This is a genomic window from Agathobaculum desmolans ATCC 43058 (assembly GCF_000701665.1).
Lineage (GTDB): Bacteria > Bacillota > Clostridia > Oscillospirales > Butyricicoccaceae > Agathobaculum > Agathobaculum desmolans.
On the sequence record NZ_JNJN01000005.1, the window covers coordinates 1 to 15,183 of the forward strand.

A 15,183-nucleotide genomic window follows, 5' to 3' on the forward strand; every position below is an offset into this window, starting at 1 on the left:
CCCGCGCCGGCGATCTCCGCGCCCTTCTTGGCGCCTTCTTCAAATACGTCGCATACCGCCACAACCTGTGCGCCGCGGATGCGGTTCTGGATACGTTCGATGTGCTCGCGGCCAATCATGCCGCAGCCGATTACTGCAATGTTCAGTTCCATAATGATTTACCTCCTAAAAATAATATCGGTCAGACTGATGTTGTGTATAGAACCGTGCAACACGGTTGATGCTGACGGCAGGAGCGTGCATGCGTTAAATGCAGCACGCTCTGTTCGTCAGGTAGATGATACACCTGCGTTCTCGAGAACGCAATAGGGGAAAGGTAAAAACTTATACAACTATTGAGAAGAGAATTTGTATAAGTTTTATAAACTTGGGTTATGCCGCGATACCAAGCGGAGAGAAGAGGATATAGATGCCGATTGCCAGCAGAATGCCGATGGCGGATACCACATGGCGGTACTTCCACGGTGTCAGATCAACTGCGCCGACATCCTGAATCTCATAAGATTCACCGGGACGATACTTATTGAGCCACCACATAATGATCAGTTCGATCGGGAACAGGACGGCCATTGCATACAGGTAGTGAATCGGGTTTTCGCTGCCCGGATAGCAGGGCTTGAGCAGCAGGAATGCGCCATAGCACACCACGTGGAAAATGGTGATCACCTTGGGGGTGTACTTGGGGATGTGCTTGAACATAAAGATACCCAGAATGGTGCACAGCACCGGCAGGGAAACGAACTGGCTCATGGAGTTCAGGAAGGTGGTGATACCGCCTGCGTTCATGATAAACGGAGCAATTACGATGGATACACAGCCGGCAATGGTGCCGTAGATCTTACCGACCTTTACGCACTTGACATCGGATGCCGTCGGATTGATCGTGGACCGGTACAGGTCGAGGGTGAACATTGTCGAGGCAGAGTTCAATACCGAGTTGAACGAGGACAGGATCGCGCCGAACATAACCGCAGCAAAGAAGCCCATAACAGGTGCGGGAACGATTTCGGCAATCAGAGCCGGATAGGCAAAGTCGATCGCCGAACTGCCGGCAGCAGTCAGCTTGTCCTGAATGGTGGGCAGGTAGAAGGCGATGAGACCCGGGATAACCAGATACAGCGGGCCGAGGCACTTAAGGAAGCCGCAGAAGATCGCACCCTTCTGACCTTCCTTCAGGCTCTTGGCAGCCAGTGCACGCTGTACAAAGGACTGGTTGGTGCACCACCAGTACAGGTTGTTGAAGAACATACCGGTGATGATAAGCGGCCACGGTACTTCGGGTTCGGGAGCATCCCAAGCGTTGATGGCGTTCAGCTTGGCAGGATCGGCTTCAATGATGTAGCGGATGCCGTCCATGATGCCGTCGCCGCCGGTGGCAGCGGACAGTGCGGCAAAACCAAGGAAGGGGATCATCAGACCGCCGATGATCAAGCCGATGCCGTTGATCGTATCGGATACGGCAACTGCCTTCAGACCGCCGAAAATCGCATAGCAGCCGCCGATAATGCCAATGATCAGGCAGAGAACAGCAACAGCGACAAACTTGCTGGTGCCGAACATACCGGAGATATCAAAGATCTGTTCGAACACAACTGCACCGGAATACAGGATGACCGGCAGGTTGAGGATGGAATACATAATAACGATGACCAGAGAGAACATGGTCTTGGTGCCCCTGCCGTAACGGGCTTCCATCAGGGACGGGATCGTCATGGCACCCATCTTGAGGAAGCGGGGCAGGAAGTAGTAGGCCAGTACAAGAAGTGTGAACATGGAGCCGACTTCCCATGCGATCGGGCCCATGTTGGTCTTCCAGCTCTGTCCGTTCAGACCGACGAGCTGCTCAGCGGAGAGGTTGGTCAGCAGCAGGGAACCGGCAATCACAATGCCTGGCAGGCCGCGGCCTGCCAGAAAATACCCTTCTGCGGTATCCAGTTTGTCATCGCGTGTTTTCCACGCGGAGACAAGCGCTACCAGCGCGGTGAACAGTACAAAGGATATGCCTGTCCACGCAAGTGAATTGAAAAATGACATAATGTACCCCCTGTGAAAGTAGTGGAATGAGTGAAAGGCGTTCACGTGAACGCAGATGTCTGAAAAATAATCTCCGTGCAGGCCGCTTCCGAGTGGCGCGTCCGTCAGTCTTACAGAAAAACAGCGCAGGGAGAATTATTTTTGTTGTTTTCAGAATACCACCAGTTATGCGAATATTCAAGCCGCAAAATTGAGAAAATGGATATGCAGGACGATTTTCGTGACATTATGACAAAATGTTGCAGTACCATTTGTACAAACCGCAAAGACGAAAGGTGAGTTTGCGTTTATTTTGCGTGCACTTGGCGTGCATTTTATCCATAAATAGCTGCATGTACACATAATATATGATTTAATTCCGAAAATCATCATTTTTTTCATAAAAACCGCTATTGAAAAATGCGTGCAATGTGTTATACTAAGAAACGAGAAAAGATGATAAAAAAATAACGAAGAGGGGGCGGGAGCATGGCAGTCACTGCACAGCAGATTGCGGAGCTGGCGGGTGTGTCGCGCGGCACGGTGGATCGTGCGCTGCACAATCGTGGGCGTGTCAATCCGGAGGTCGCTGCACGGATCCGGCAAATCGCCAATGAATTGGGATATAAGCCCAATCTGATTGGGCAGGCACTGGTGCGCACCAAACGGGATTTTAAGCTGGGAGCGATCCTGCAGTCTGTAGAAACGCCGACAATGCAGATTATACTGGAAGGGGTGCGCCGTGCAGCGGCAGAATTACAGGATTCCGGCATTGAGCTGATGATCCGCGAGGTGCGCGGGTTGGATACCGAGCTGGTGCTGGAACATGTGGAGGAGCTGACCGGCCAAGGGGTGCAGGGATTGGCGCTGGCACCGAATAATGCGCCCGAGCTGCGACAGTGCATTGATGCGCTGGATGAGCAGGGGATTCCGGTGGTTACACTCAATTCGGACGTGCCGGGCAGCCGCCGGTTGTGTTTTATCGGCATGGACAATTACCGCGCCGGACAGACAGCAGCTTGTTTGACCCGGCAGATGCTTCCGCAAGGGGGGAAAATTCTGCCGCTGGCAGGACATTTGAATAATACTGCGCATAATAACCGGCTGAACGGTTTCCGGGATACATTGGAGGAGAATAACCCGCAGGAGATTACATTGCTGCCGTTTCAGCCCTGTTTCGACCGTAATGATTATGCGCACGAGATCACGCAGCATGCATTACGGGCAGAGCCGGAGCTGGCGGCGGTATATGTGGCTTCGAATGGACAGCAGGGCGTATGCCAGGCGGTGGAGGAGGAAGGCCGGAAGGGGCAGGTCAAGGTGATTGCGTTTGACTTGAACGCACCGAATATGGAGCTGCTGCAATCGGATGATTTGAGCTTTGTGCTCGATCAGGAGGCGTTTGAACAAGGCTACCGTCCGCCGTATATTTTATATGAGTATTTAATGCATAAGAAAAAACCTGCACAGGAATATCTGTTTACGGATATTGCGATCCGTACCAAATATAACAGCGATTTGGTGACCGGTCCGACGGAAACGCCTACCTGAAAACAGTAAAAACGCATTTCATGTTACCCTGCAAGGGCAGCGCATGGAATGTGTTTTATTTTATGGCGGCTGCAGAGCGGATCGTCAAAAATCGATTTGCAGGGTGTCGGGTAAAGTGATTGCAGTCACATCACCGAGGGGGATCTGTGTTCCGTCCTGCAGAAGGATCAGACCGTTGATGTCATCCAGCCGACGTACAGTTCCGATTACTGTATGCAAGGCGCCGCCTGCTTTGTGCGCATCCGGCACAAAATAAGTAAGCTGCACTTGGGGATGTTCCGTCAGGCGAGTGCGCAATGCAGCGAGTCGCCGATCTAATTCCTGCAGCACGGTTTCGTCTGGGTCAGGCCGTGGGATGGTTTGCCGTGCAGCTTCGTATATGGCTTCATCATGTCCGGTGAGGGCAGCAAACGGAGCAAATTGAGCTGCGCGGCTGGTTCGTGAGAGCGGCGGCAGGTGCGCTGGGATGGGATGAGGAAAATGCAGAATATCATCATAGTCATGCGTCACGCGGAGCGGCTGATGCAAGCGGTGTTTCATGCTTTGTGGCCTCCAATTTGCAGATTGCGGCTGATTGCGGTTGCATCCTCCAGCAGGCTCATACCGCGGATCAGGGCGTTTTTTCCGTACTTGCGTTTGATGTGCAGAATTGCCTGCTGCTGTTGCCGCTCCCGTTGCCGTGCGGCAGTCTGTGCTGCCTGTTGTGCGGGATCGGTAAACAGACTGAGCTGTTCGCAAGGGGCGGCAGTTTGCACCGCATCCGCATCGCAGATACGGCAGGCGGTAAGCGTGATACGGCGCACCGGTAAGCGCGGATTCACGAGACGGTCAAATAACTGAAGGGTGCGCTGTCGGATCTTTTGTGAGGAATCGGTAAAGGGAAGGAGATGCGCGGTGCCATGGGCGTGCTTTGGTATGGTACGGCCATATGCATCCACCGTGGTAGGACCATGGTATGCGGGGCAGCCTGCCTGCGGCAGGAGTCCGGTCCGGTCGTAGCCGACAGTCAGTACGAGCTGACCGGTTGTCAGATGGTGAGAGGTCAGATCAAGGCTGAGCTGGTCGGCCATTTCCTGACACACCAGCCGGGCCTTGTCAAACGAATAGGGGTGGGGAAGCACCTGCCCTGCGCCGATACTTTTGGCGGCAGGGCGATACTTCTTAATATCGGTGATCGTGCAAGGTTCCCATCCCCATGCATGATCGATCAACAGCTCGGCATTGACACCAAATAACCGATACAGTAGTGCGGCGTTTTGTCGTTCATACGGTTTACCGATCGAACAGCGGGCAATATCCCCCATGGTAGACAGTCCGTATTGTTCGAGTTTTTTGGCATATCCTGCACCAACGCGCCAAAAATCCGTGATCGGACGATGCGACCAGAGCAGACGGCGATAGGTTATTTCGTTGAGTTGGGCAATACGTACGCCGGTATGGTCAGGTGCAGCATGCTTGGCAACAATATCCATAGCGACCTTGCACAGATACAGGTTCGTTCCGATCCCGGCGGTGGCGGTGATCCCGGTTGTGCGCAGAATATCCAGCAGGATGTACTGCGCCAGCTCGCGCGCAGTTTGCTGGTAGGTGGACAGATAGGGGGTTGCATCAATAAAAACTTCATCGATCGAATACACATGGATATCTTCCGGTGCGATATAGTTCAGATAAATCTGATAGATGCGTGTGCTGTATGCCAGATACAATGCCATACGCGGCGGTGCGGCAATATAGGATAAAGCAAGCGCGGGTGAAGCGGATAGTGCGCTTTCTTGATGAGAGCAGCCGCAGAATGTTTGATGAGGAGCGTGTATCCGCCGACGGGTATTCAGCTCCTGCACGCGCTGTTCTACTTCGAACAGGCGTGCCCGTCCCGGGATGCCATAGGCTTTCAGGGCAGGAGAGACAGCCAGACAAATGGTTTTTTGTGTGCGGCTGACATCAGCCACGACCAGATGTGTGTTCAGCGGATCCAACCCGCGCTCTACACATTCGACCGAAGCATAAAAGGATTTCAGGTCAATGGCAATGTAAGTACGGTCGGACATGTGGTGATCTTCCTTTCAGGCAGCAAATCGAACAAATGTTCCACATCAGTATAACACAAATTATAAGAAAAACAAGGGGTTACAGATTCTGTTGATTTTGTGTTATTGGCAGTTTGCTGCATGAATAAAGGGGATTTGACGTTCACAGATGTTGAGTACATTTGTGAACGCATGGTATAATAGCCGTAAAACAGCTTATTATACAGCTATTTCATCATTATACCAAATACCAACAGCGGTGCCTGCCGGTTGCTCAGGACCAAGAAATATGCGCCGCTATGGTATAATGTAAATCATCATACCGGTAAGGGAGAACGGTTATGATTAGGGTGTTATTCGTATGCCACGGCAATATCTGTCGCAGCCCGATGGCGGAATTTGTGTTGAAAAAACTTGTATCTGAGGCAGGATATGCGGATGATTTTTTGATAGAATCAGCAGCGACCAGCGCGGAAGAACTGGGGCATCCGGTTTATCCGCCGGCGCGGCGCAAGCTGTCGGAACATGGGATCGGCTGTGCGGGAAAGACAGCGCGTCGGATGCAGCCGGCGGATTATGGACATTTTGATTTGCTGATCGGCATGGATCGGGCTAATATGCGTAACATGCAGCGCATTTGCGGCGGAGATCCAGACAAAAAAATGCACTTGCTGATGGAGTATGCCGACGGTGCACACGATGTGGCTGATCCATGGTATACCGGTGATTTCGAGCAGACCTGGCAGGATGTTTTGCAGGGATGCCGGGGGCTTTTGGCGCATCTCATACCATAATATGCAGTAAGCGTGCACAGAACAGACGAAAATCGGGTTGCTATTTTTCGTCAAACTATGTTACAATACTATGAAAAGGATGGCTGTGCCCCCGATAAATGAAAAACTGCCGGAATCGGACGCAGCCGGGAGGAGAGATCAATATGACGAGCAACCCTTATGCAGTTACCTGCTGCTCGACAGCGGATCTGCCGGCCGCATATTTTGAGGCAAAGCAGATTCCGTTTGCCTGCTTCCATTTTCAGTTGGAGGGCAAAGAATATCCGGATGATTTGGGAAGATCTATTCCCTTTGAAACTTATTATGCAAAAATCGCTGCGGGGGCACAGCCCACAACGGCGCAGGTCAACGTAGAGCAGTATATCGAATTGTTTGAGCCGATTTTACAGGCGGGAAAGGATATTCTGCATCTGGCTTTTTCCAGCGGATTATCCGGTGCCTGCCAATCCGCCTGTATTGCGGCGGCAGAGCTGCAGGAGAAATATCCCGGCCGCACGATCTATGTGGTAGATACGCTGGCCGCTTCTTCGGGCTATGGGCTGCTGGTGGATACGGTTTGTGATTTGCGGGATGGCGGTATGCCGTTGGAGGCACTGCGGGATTGGACCGAGCGCAACAAACGCCGTCTGCATCACTGGTTCTTTGCAACGGATTTGACCAGCTTTAAGCGCGGCGGACGTATTTCTCCGGCAGCGGCTACGTTTGGCACACTGTTGGGGATTTGCCCGCTGCTCAATGTGGATCATGAAGGACATTTGATCCCGCGTAAAAAGATCCGCGGGAAAAAGGCTGTGATCCGCGAGATCGTTAAAATGATGGAGCAGCACGCAGAGAATGGTACGGATTACAGCGGCAAGTGCTTTATCTCGCAGTCAGCCTGTATGGAAGATGCCGAAGCGGTCGCCGCACTGGTGGAACAGAACTTTCCGCATTTGAACGGCAAGGTGCAGATCAACAGTATCGGTACCGTAATCGGGGCGCACACCGGCCCGGGCACGGTGGCGCTGTTTTTCTGGGGTGACGAGCGGGTGGACTGACCGGGCGGCTGGCCATCCAAACGATAAGTGAAGATCGGAAAGCAAAAAAGTCAGGCTAATGCCTGACTTTTTTCTGAAATTGTCTCCCACTGGGAAACAGGATGGCTCAGCGGTGGATCACCTGCATTTGTAGGCCCTGCATCACATCGAGCGCCTTTTCGTGCAGTGCAGGATCGAAGCTGCGGCACAGGGCGGCATCTATGGTGATTTGTGCTTCCGGCCACTGCGCCTGCAGCAGCACAGCATTGGAGATGACACACATATTGGTCACAACGCCGACAACGAGGATTTCCTGCAGATCGGGCAGCTCCTGCTCTAGTCGGAGCAGCTCTGCGGGCGGCATACCAAAGGTATGCTTGCGCACAGTGTGGATTTGGCCGTTTGCGCAGGTTTCGCAGCACAGCTCCTGCGTTTTGCCGTACAGCCGCCATCCGCTGTCCTTGGGATTGCAGTGCGGCACGGGAAGGGCGCGTCCTTCGCGGGTGTGCAGATAGTTGTCATCATGGGTGTCATAGGTGAAAAGCACATGATCGCCCTGCGCCAGATAGGTTTGCACCAGATGGGCGATGCCGTCATCAATGGCCGCAGCCCCCTCGAAACCGAGTGCACCACTGACGAAGTCATTCTGATAGTCGATTACGGCAAGCAGTTTGGGTGTATGTTTCATGGTGGTATCCCTCCGTTCATTTGTTTTATCATATCACGTTCGCGCGCAGGAAACAATGCTGATTGCACTGCCGTGCGGTATGGCTTATAATGGATACGGAACGTGCATACACTGCGATGACGGAGGTGTGTGCATGGGAAGATGCAGGGGGAAACGGTTGGGATATATAGCGCTGCTGTGTGCAGCAGCGGTGGCGGTGGGCTGTGGCGGCAGCCGGGCTGTGCAGGTGATTGCGCAGAAAGCATCTGCACGTACACTGGTGATCGATGCCGGACACGGTGGTTTTGACGGCGGTGCGATCGGTTCGGGCGGTACGGCAGAGCAGGAGATTAATCTGCGCATTGCGCAGCGGGTGCAGGTGCTGGCGGCATTCTTTGGCGTGCGTACGCAGATGACACGCATGGATGACGGCGCATTATCCTATGATCCCTCGCGTCCGGTTCGTGAGAATAAAATAGCGGATATCAGGGCACGTGAACGGATGGTGGAGGAGATTGCCGATCCGGTGTTCGTCAGTATCCATCTGAACAAATTCAGTGACCCGCAGTATCACGGGGCACAGGTGTTTTATTCCCCAAACCATGCGGGCAGCCGTGCATTGGCGGAAATGCTGCAGGACTGCCTGATCCGGGGCTGTGATCCGCAAAATCATCGGCAGGCCAGACAGGCGGAGCGCACGATTTACCTGATGCGGCAGCTGACCTGTCCGGCGGTGATCGTGGAGTGCGGGTTTTTGTCCAACCCGGCGGAGGAAGCGCTGCTGCGCGATCCCGCCTATCATAAAAAGCTGGCCGCGGCGATCGTATCCGGTTACCTGTGGTATGAAAACAGCGGCTGATGGAGGAAAATATGAAGCAGAAAACCGTTTACCTGTGCAGCGAGTGCGGGTATGAAGCCCCCAAATGGTATGGAAAATGTCCCTCCTGCGGGGCATGGAATACCATGAGTGAATTTAAGGAAAAGCCGGAATCTGCTGCCCGCGGCACGAATACCTTTGTGCGCGGCGCATCCCGTCCGACCCTGCTCAGTGATATTCACAGCGGCGATGAATCCCGTTTCCATTCGGGGATGGGGGAGCTGGACCGCGTGCTCGGCGGCGGCGCGGTGCACGGTTCTTTTGTTCTGGTCGGCGGCGAGCCGGGAATCGGCAAGTCTACGCTGCTGCTGCAAATGTGTCAGGAAATGTGTCGTGCCGCACGGGTGCTCTATGTATCCGGAGAGGAATCCCTGCGGCAGATCAAGCTGCGCGCCGCCCGGCTGCAGATAGCTTCGCCCGATCTGTATATTCTGGCAGAAACAGACATGGATCAGATCATTGCGGAAACCGAACAGCTTGCGCCGGATATCCTGATCGTGGATTCGATCCAGACGGTGTACCGGCGCGATCTGACGGCGGCGCCTGGCGGTACAACGCAGATCAAGGAATGCGCCATGAGCCTGATGCAGTATGCCAAAAATAAAAATGTAACGATTTTTATCGTCGGCCATGTGAATAAGGAGGGGACACTTGCCGGTCCGAAGATTCTGGAGCACATGGTGGACTGTGTGCTGTATTTCGAGGGCGAAAGCACCGGCCCGTTCCGCTGCCTGCGGGCAGCCAAAAACCGCTACGGTTCCACCAACGAGATCGGCGTGTTTGAAATGAGTGACCACGGCCTGCTGGAGGTGCAGAATCCGTCGGCTGCGATGCTGGCCGGGCATCCGCAGGGGGCGTCCGGCAACTGCATCGCCTGTGTGATGGAGGGCAGCCGTCCGCTGCTGGCGGAGGTGCAGGCGCTTGCTGCAAAAACCCAGTTCGGCGTACCGCGCCGCACAGCGGCAGGTGTGGATTATAACCGCATGGTACTGCTGCTGGCAATTCTGGAAAAGCGCTGCGGATTGTTTTTATCCTCTTCCGACGTATATGTCAACGTGGTCGGCGGCATGCGGCTGGAGGAAACTGCGGTCGATCTGCCGATGGTGCTGGCGATCGCTTCGAGCTTTCGGGATAAACCGCTGCCAGAGGGCGTGATGAGCTTTGGTGAAGTGGGTCTGACCGGTGAACTGCGTGCGGTATCCGGGGCGGCGCAGCGGATCAATGAGGCGTATCGGCTGGGATTCCATACCTGCATTATGCCCTGGCAGGATGTAGACGCGGATTTGCTGCAAAAAATGAATATCGTACGTGTCCGTACCGTGGGGGATGCGATCCGCGCGGTGCTGTAATGCGCGGGTAAATATTTCTTGTGTTAAAACCGGCCTGTTCGCCGCAGACTAAAAGCAGTCTTGCGGCGGGGAGGTCGTTTTTGATGGAAAAATGGGCACGGTTTGTGCTGGGCGGCACGGCGGTGGTTTTGTCGGCTTTTCTGCTGTGGGCATGGCGTGTGCGTCCGCCGGCACCGGTGCCGGTGCGTACAGGTCTGGCAGTGGAGGAGGATATTTATAACAGCGTTACGGTGCCGGGGGTGATCGAAGCGGCGGACAGCACGGCGGTTTGCCCGGCAAAAACGGCGGAAGTGGCACAGGTGTATGTATCGGCCGGAGAGCAGGTGCGGCAGGGGCAGGTATTGTGCACACTGGGGGAGAGCAGCCCTTCCCGCGGAACAGAAAGCTTTCGTGCAGTATGGAATGCGGTATCCGGGGTGCGGGCGGCACAAACGGTGACCGCGGCAGAAGCGAATGTGCTGCGCGCACCAGTGGCCGGTATGGTGCTGGTGGTGCCGCAGGCCGGTGAACTGGTATTGGAAGGGATTCCATGCGCGCAGATCGCCGCATCGTCGGGAATGCAGGTGCGGGTTTCCGCCCCGGAATTATATGCGGGTGAACTGCGGGACGGACAACGCGCCAACGTGACGGTTGCTGCGGCTTCCGAACAGGTTTACGGTGCACGGGTGGAGCAGATCGCGCCGGTTGCTTCCCGCGTGGTTGATTGGACCGGAATGGACGGTGAAACTACGGTAGAGGCGGTATTGGCGCTGTCGGGTGAAACCGATGCGCTGCGGCCGGGTTATACGGCATCGGTCAAGGTATTTACCGACCATCATGCGGCGGCGGTGGTCGTTCCGCATGAAGCGGTTTGTCAGCGCGGTGAAGACGAATTCGTCTTTTGTATCCGGTCGGGTCGGGCCGTGCAGTGCGCAGTACAAACGGGTTACATGCTGGAACAGGTAACCGAAATCACGAACGGTTTAGCGGTCGGGGAAATCGTGGTGCTTTCGCCTCCTGATGATCTGGCAGACGGCATGCCGGTTGAGGTGACAGTATGAAGGTGCGTGATCTGCTTGGCTTGGCGGCACATAATCTGCTGGCCAGCCCGCTGCGGAGCATTCTGTGTATGCTGTCAGTTGCGGTAGGCACGGGCGCACTGCTGCTGATTGCCGCACTTGGCCTGTTCGGACAGCGCCAGATCGGGACGGCCCTGCAAACGATGGGGATCGGCGGGCTGTCGGTTTATCTGGAGGAACGGGATGGAGGGGCAGCGCTGTCCGCCGCACTGGCAGATGATTTGGCAGATGCTGTGGCAGGGATCGATGCCCTGATGCCGGTCAAGGCCAAGACCGGCAGTGTACGGTCGGGGTATGAAGCAGTCAACGCCGTGTTTTTGGGTGCGGATGAACGGCTGGGTACGGTGGTGCGGCTGGAGGTTTTGTATGGGGCGCTGTTTTCTGCTGCGCAGGCGGCGGAGGCAAAGCCGGTCGTGGTGGTCGGAGACGGATTGGCGCAGACATTTTTCGGACGGACCAATATTGTCGGGCGCAGGCTGCGGCTGCGGATCGGTGGGCGGGATGGCTACTATACGGTTTGCGGTGTGGTGCGGGAGCAGACGGGAGCGCTCGGCGGTGCGTTGTCCGCGCTGGCGCCGCATTTGGTATATGTGCCGTATGGCTGTCTGGCGACCCGGCAGGAGAATGCCGATCAGGTGTTGGTACAGTGCGCGGCACAGTTTGAACCGGATACAGTGAGCGAGCAAATCACCCGGTATCTGTATGGATACGGACAGGTCGGCGGGACTGTACGGGTGCAGAATATATCCGGCATGGTGGATGCGGTGCAGGATCTGACCCGGATGGGGGCTGCGTTGTTTCTTGCGGTCGGCGCGGTGACACTATGCGTGGCGCTGATCGGGGTGTTATGCAGCATGCTGTCCGCTGCATATGAAAAAACCGGGGAAATCGGTATTTTCTTGGCGTTAGGAGCACAACCGCGTGATGTGCGCCGCTTGTTTTTGCTGCAGTCGGTTTTGCTGTGTTTGACGGGCGGCGTTTGCGGGATGGCAGCGGCGGGCGCGCTGCTGCACTGGGGGGCAGCGCTGCTGCTGCCGGGATGGCGGCTGTCGGCAGTGCTGCTTGGCGTAACGGCTTTGTGCGGTGCGGCGGCAGGATGGCTGCCCGCACAGAGGGCAGCCCGGCTTGATCCGATCGATGCAATGCGCAAATAAGCCTTTTCTTTCGATTTTTCCTGTGGTATGATAATAAAAGATATTGTGCCGCTGCTGCTCTTGAGGGCAGCAGTATTTTGGGAAACGATGGAGAGAAAGGGATGCAGCGCAATGCGCCATATCATTGATTTAAGCGATTTAACGGAAAAAGAGTTTTCCGATTTGTATAAGCTCACCAATAACATCATCGACCGGCCGGAGGGATATACGGATGCCTGCCGCGGTAAGGTGCTGGGCAGCCTGTTTTATGAGCCATCTACCCGCACGAATTTGTCCTTCTCTACGGCGATGATGCGGCTTGGCGGCAGCGTGGTAGGCTTTTCCGATCCGGGGTCTTCTTCCACCGCGAAGGGGGAAACCCTGAAGGATACCATCAATATGGTATCCAGCTATGCGGATTTGATCGTGATGCGCAATCCGCGTGAGGGGGCGGCCAAGGCGGCCTCTCTGTATTCTTCAGTGCCGGTCATCAACGCAGGGGATGGCGGTCATCTGCACCCGACCCAGACCTTGACCGACATGGTCACGATCCTGCGGCTGCGCGGCTCGGCGGACAATATGAAAATCGGCTTGTGCGGCGATTTGAAGTATGGCCGCACGGTACATTCCCTGCTGCATTTTCTGGAGCGGTATCATAATGTGGAGTTTTATCTGATCGCACCGGATGCGCTTAAACTGCCAAGCTATATGATTACCTTCCTGAAAGAGCACAACATGCCCTATTGCGAGGTGGGCAGCATCGATGCGGTTCTGCCCGAGCTGGATGTGCTGTATATGACGCGGATTCAGCGTGAACGCTTTGTATCTGCGCAGGAATATGCCAATCTGGAAGGAAATTATCAGCTGACAGCGGAAAAAATGCGCCGTGCGAAAAAGGATATGCTGGTGCTGCATCCGCTGCCGCGCGTGGATGAGATCGCACAGGATGTGGACGATGATCCCCGGGCGGTTTATTTCCGTCAGGCGCGGTTCGGTATGTTCGGCCGCATGGCGCTGCTGCTGACGCTTTCCAAGCTGCCGTTTGTCCGTGCAGTCCATCAGGAGATCGGCGCACGGGGCTTGCGGTGCTCGAACCACAAGTGTATTACCAAAACCGAATTGTATCTGCCGCCGCTTTCGGGGATGGCTGGCGGGCGGTGTCCCTATTGTGACGCACCGCTGGAAAAAGCGGAATGAGGAAAAAATATAAGCGCCCGCCCGACCGTATATGGTCGGGCGGGCGCCTCTTTGACAGCAAAAGGATCTGCCATATGGCAGATCCTTTTGCTGTCAAAGTAAAAAAACTTACTGTTTATTCTTAATGTATTCATCCATTGCCGCGGCGGCGCGCTTGCCTGCGCCCATGGCAAGGATAACCGTGGCCGCACCGGTAACGGCATCGCCGCCGGCGAACACACCATCCTTGGAGGTGATGCCGTGCTCGTCATCTGCAACGATGCAGCCCTTGCGGTTGGTATCCAGACCCGGGGTGGTCGTGCGGATTAGCGGATTGGGGCTGGTACCGATCGCAGCAATAACGCAGTCGAGGTCGAGTACAAACTCCGACCCTTCGACCGGCACCGGACGGCGGCGGCCGGAGTCGTCAGGCTCGCCCAGCTCCATCTGCTGGCACTTGAGACCGACAACATTATAATTTTCGTCGGACAGTACCTCGAGCGGCGCGGTCAGGAACTTGAAGACAATGCCCTCTTCCTTGGCATGATGGATCTCTTCCAAACGGGCGGGAAGCTCCTTTTCCGAGCGGCGGTATACAATGTAAACCTCTTCCGCGCCCATGCGCTTGGCACAGCGTGCTGCATCCATCGCCACATTGCCGCCGCCGACAACGGCAACCTTGCGCGCGTGGAAAATCGGGGTCTCGGCCCCGTCCTGATATGCCTTCATCAGGTTGATGCGGGTCAGGTATTCATTGGCGGAGTAAACGCCGTTGGCGTTTTCGCCCGGCACACCCATAAAGGTCGGCAAACCGGCACCAGAGCCGACAAATACGGCTTCGTAGCCGTCCTCGAACAGTTCATCGATGGTTTCCGAACGGCCGACCACGAAGTTCAGCACAAATTCTACGCCGAGATCTTTCAGTGTGTCGATCTCCTTCTGCACGATTTCCTTAGGCAGACGGAATTCCGGAATGCCGTACATCAATACGCCGCCTGCGGTGTGCAGCGCCTCAAATACGGTGACCTCGTAGCCCATACGCGCCAGATCCCCTGCACAAGTCAGACCGGCCGGGCCGGCGCCGACGATAGCGCACTTGTGGCCGTTGGATGCCGGTTTTTCCGGCTTTTCTTCGCCGTGCTCACGGGCGTAGTCCGCAACAAAGCGCTCGAGACGGCCGATCGCAACCGGCTCGCCCTTGATGCCGCGCACACATTTCTGCTCGCACTGCGTTTCCTGCGGGCAGACACGGCCGCAGACGGCGGGCAGGGCAGAGGTCTCTTTAATTTTGGCAGCGGCTTCAAGGAACTTGCCTTCGGCCACCAGCGCAATAAACTCCGGGATCTTGACCTGTACCGGGCAGCCGGAGATACAGGGCTTGTGCTTGCAGTTCAGGCAGCGCTGCGCTTCCTCGATCGCCATTTCCGGCGTGTAGCCCAGCGTTACTTCGTCAAAGTTTTTGTTGCGGATGTCCGGCGCCTGCTCGGGCATGGGCATTTTCTGCGGGTTCATATTCGCCATG

At 55.4% G+C, this 15,183-nt stretch carries 14 protein-coding genes; 8 read left to right on the top strand and 6 right to left on the bottom strand.

Features of this window, described 5'->3' with window-relative positions; genetic code table 11:
- Positions 1–152: Gfo/Idh/MocA family oxidoreductase (locus T363_RS15415; protein ID WP_161645936.1), on the bottom strand; the 152-nt coding region annotated here is incomplete at its 3' end.
- 220 nt (positions 153–372) lie between these two features.
- Complete coding sequence (locus T363_RS0102400) at positions 373–2,034, bottom strand: solute:sodium symporter family transporter (protein WP_031472894.1); 1,662 nt, start codon at positions 2,032–2,034, stop codon at positions 373–375.
- Between the two features lie 468 nt (positions 2,035–2,502).
- Here T363_RS0102400 and T363_RS0102405 point away from each other — a divergent pair, with 468 nt between their 5' ends.
- Positions 2,503–3,564 carry a LacI family DNA-binding transcriptional regulator gene (locus T363_RS0102405; RefSeq protein ID WP_031472896.1) on the top strand — a complete coding sequence of 354 codons (1,062 nt, stop codon included), beginning with the start codon at positions 2,503–2,505 and terminating at the stop codon, positions 3,562–3,564.
- A gap of 84 nt (positions 3,565–3,648) precedes the next feature.
- Here the strand turns inward: T363_RS0102405 and T363_RS0102410 are convergent, their stop codons facing one another.
- On the bottom strand, positions 3,649–4,104 hold the full coding sequence (locus T363_RS0102410) for a YolD-like family protein (RefSeq protein ID WP_051643036.1): 456 nt from the start codon (positions 4,102–4,104) through the stop codon (positions 3,649–3,651).
- Complete coding sequence (locus T363_RS0102415) at positions 4,101–5,612, bottom strand: Y-family DNA polymerase (protein ID WP_031472900.1); 1,512 nt, start codon at positions 5,610–5,612, stop codon at positions 4,101–4,103. The genes T363_RS0102410 and T363_RS0102415 overlap by 4 nt, the downstream gene beginning before the upstream one ends.
- Positions 5,613–5,932: 320 nt before the next feature.
- Between T363_RS0102415 and T363_RS0102420 the strand changes: the two genes are divergently transcribed.
- Both T363_RS0102420 and T363_RS0102425 read left to right on the top strand, forming a co-directional pair.
- Positions 5,933–6,385, top strand: a complete 453-nt coding sequence (locus T363_RS0102420; RefSeq protein ID WP_031472902.1) for a low molecular weight protein-tyrosine-phosphatase — start codon at positions 5,933–5,935, stop codon at positions 6,383–6,385.
- A gap of 143 nt (positions 6,386–6,528) precedes the next feature.
- Positions 6,529–7,422, top strand: coding sequence for a DegV family protein (locus T363_RS0102425; RefSeq protein WP_031472904.1), 894 nt, complete (start codon positions 6,529–6,531; stop codon positions 7,420–7,422).
- A gap of 106 nt (positions 7,423–7,528) precedes the next feature.
- Here the strand turns inward: T363_RS0102425 and T363_RS0102430 are convergent, their stop codons facing one another.
- Positions 7,529–8,089 (bottom strand): cysteine hydrolase family protein, encoded by a 561-nt coding sequence (locus T363_RS0102430; RefSeq protein ID WP_031472906.1) that lies wholly within the window; start codon positions 8,087–8,089, stop codon positions 7,529–7,531.
- Positions 8,090–8,222: 133 nt separating this feature from the next.
- Here T363_RS0102430 and T363_RS0102435 point away from each other — a divergent pair, with 133 nt between their 5' ends.
- The 5 genes from T363_RS0102435 (at position 8,223) to pyrB (ending at position 13,682) form a co-directional block, all read left to right on the top strand.
- Positions 8,223–8,927 carry an N-acetylmuramoyl-L-alanine amidase gene (locus tag T363_RS0102435; protein ID WP_161645937.1) on the top strand — a complete coding sequence of 235 codons (705 nt, stop codon included), beginning with the start codon at positions 8,223–8,225 and terminating at the stop codon, positions 8,925–8,927.
- A gap of 11 nt (positions 8,928–8,938) precedes the next feature.
- A complete protein-coding gene (gene radA, locus T363_RS0102440; protein WP_031472910.1) occupies positions 8,939–10,294 on the top strand; it encodes a DNA repair protein RadA in 1,356 nt (451 codons plus the stop codon).
- Positions 10,295–10,377: 83 nt separating this feature from the next.
- A complete protein-coding gene (locus T363_RS0102445) occupies positions 10,378–11,334 on the top strand; it encodes an efflux RND transporter periplasmic adaptor subunit (protein WP_031472912.1) in 957 nt (318 codons plus the stop codon).
- Complete coding sequence (locus T363_RS0102450) at positions 11,331–12,506, top strand: ABC transporter permease (RefSeq protein ID WP_031472914.1); 1,176 nt, start codon at positions 11,331–11,333, stop codon at positions 12,504–12,506. The genes T363_RS0102445 and T363_RS0102450 overlap by 4 nt, the downstream gene beginning before the upstream one ends.
- 111 nt (positions 12,507–12,617) lie before the next feature.
- Positions 12,618–13,682: an aspartate carbamoyltransferase gene (gene pyrB, locus T363_RS0102455; protein WP_031472916.1), complete on the top strand. Its 1,065-nt coding sequence runs from the start codon at positions 12,618–12,620 to the stop codon at positions 13,680–13,682.
- Positions 13,683–13,790: 108 nt separating this feature from the next.
- On the opposite strand, the gene gltA is transcribed toward pyrB, so the two are convergent.
- Positions 13,791–15,182, bottom strand: a complete 1,392-nt coding sequence (gene gltA, locus T363_RS0102460) for an NADPH-dependent glutamate synthase (protein WP_031472918.1) — start codon at positions 15,180–15,182, stop codon at positions 13,791–13,793.
- Between the last annotated feature and the right edge of the window lies 1 nt (position 15,183).

Bases quoted from the DNA above. Each gene is read 5' to 3' on its own strand.
- T363_RS0102435 (WP_161645937.1), top strand. From the start codon at position 8,223: ATGGGAAGATGCAGGGGGAAACGGTTGGGATATATAGCGCTGCTGTGT.
- radA (WP_031472910.1), top strand. From the start codon at position 8,939: ATGAAGCAGAAAACCGTTTACCTGTGCAGCGAGTGCGGGTATGAAGCC.
- T363_RS0102410 (WP_051643036.1), bottom strand. From the start codon at position 4,104: ATGAAACACCGCTTGCATCAGCCGCTCCGCGTGACGCATGACTATGAT.
- T363_RS0102430 (WP_031472906.1), bottom strand. From the start codon at position 8,089: ATGAAACATACACCCAAACTGCTTGCCGTAATCGACTATCAGAATGAC.
- T363_RS0102425 (WP_031472904.1), top strand. From the start codon at position 6,529: ATGACGAGCAACCCTTATGCAGTTACCTGCTGCTCGACAGCGGATCTG.
- gltA (WP_031472918.1), bottom strand. From the start codon at position 15,182: ATGGCGAATATGAACCCGCAGAAAATGCCCATGCCCGAGCAGGCGCCG.
- T363_RS0102420 (WP_031472902.1), top strand. From the start codon at position 5,933: ATGATTAGGGTGTTATTCGTATGCCACGGCAATATCTGTCGCAGCCCG.
- T363_RS0102445 (WP_031472912.1), top strand. From the start codon at position 10,378: ATGGAAAAATGGGCACGGTTTGTGCTGGGCGGCACGGCGGTGGTTTTG.
- T363_RS0102405 (WP_031472896.1), top strand. From the start codon at position 2,503: ATGGCAGTCACTGCACAGCAGATTGCGGAGCTGGCGGGTGTGTCGCGC.
- T363_RS0102450 (WP_031472914.1), top strand. From the start codon at position 11,331: ATGAAGGTGCGTGATCTGCTTGGCTTGGCGGCACATAATCTGCTGGCC.
- pyrB (WP_031472916.1), top strand. From the start codon at position 12,618: ATGCGCCATATCATTGATTTAAGCGATTTAACGGAAAAAGAGTTTTCC.
- T363_RS0102400 (WP_031472894.1), bottom strand. From the start codon at position 2,034: ATGTCATTTTTCAATTCACTTGCGTGGACAGGCATATCCTTTGTACTG.
- T363_RS0102415 (WP_031472900.1), bottom strand. From the start codon at position 5,612: ATGTCCGACCGTACTTACATTGCCATTGACCTGAAATCCTTTTATGCT.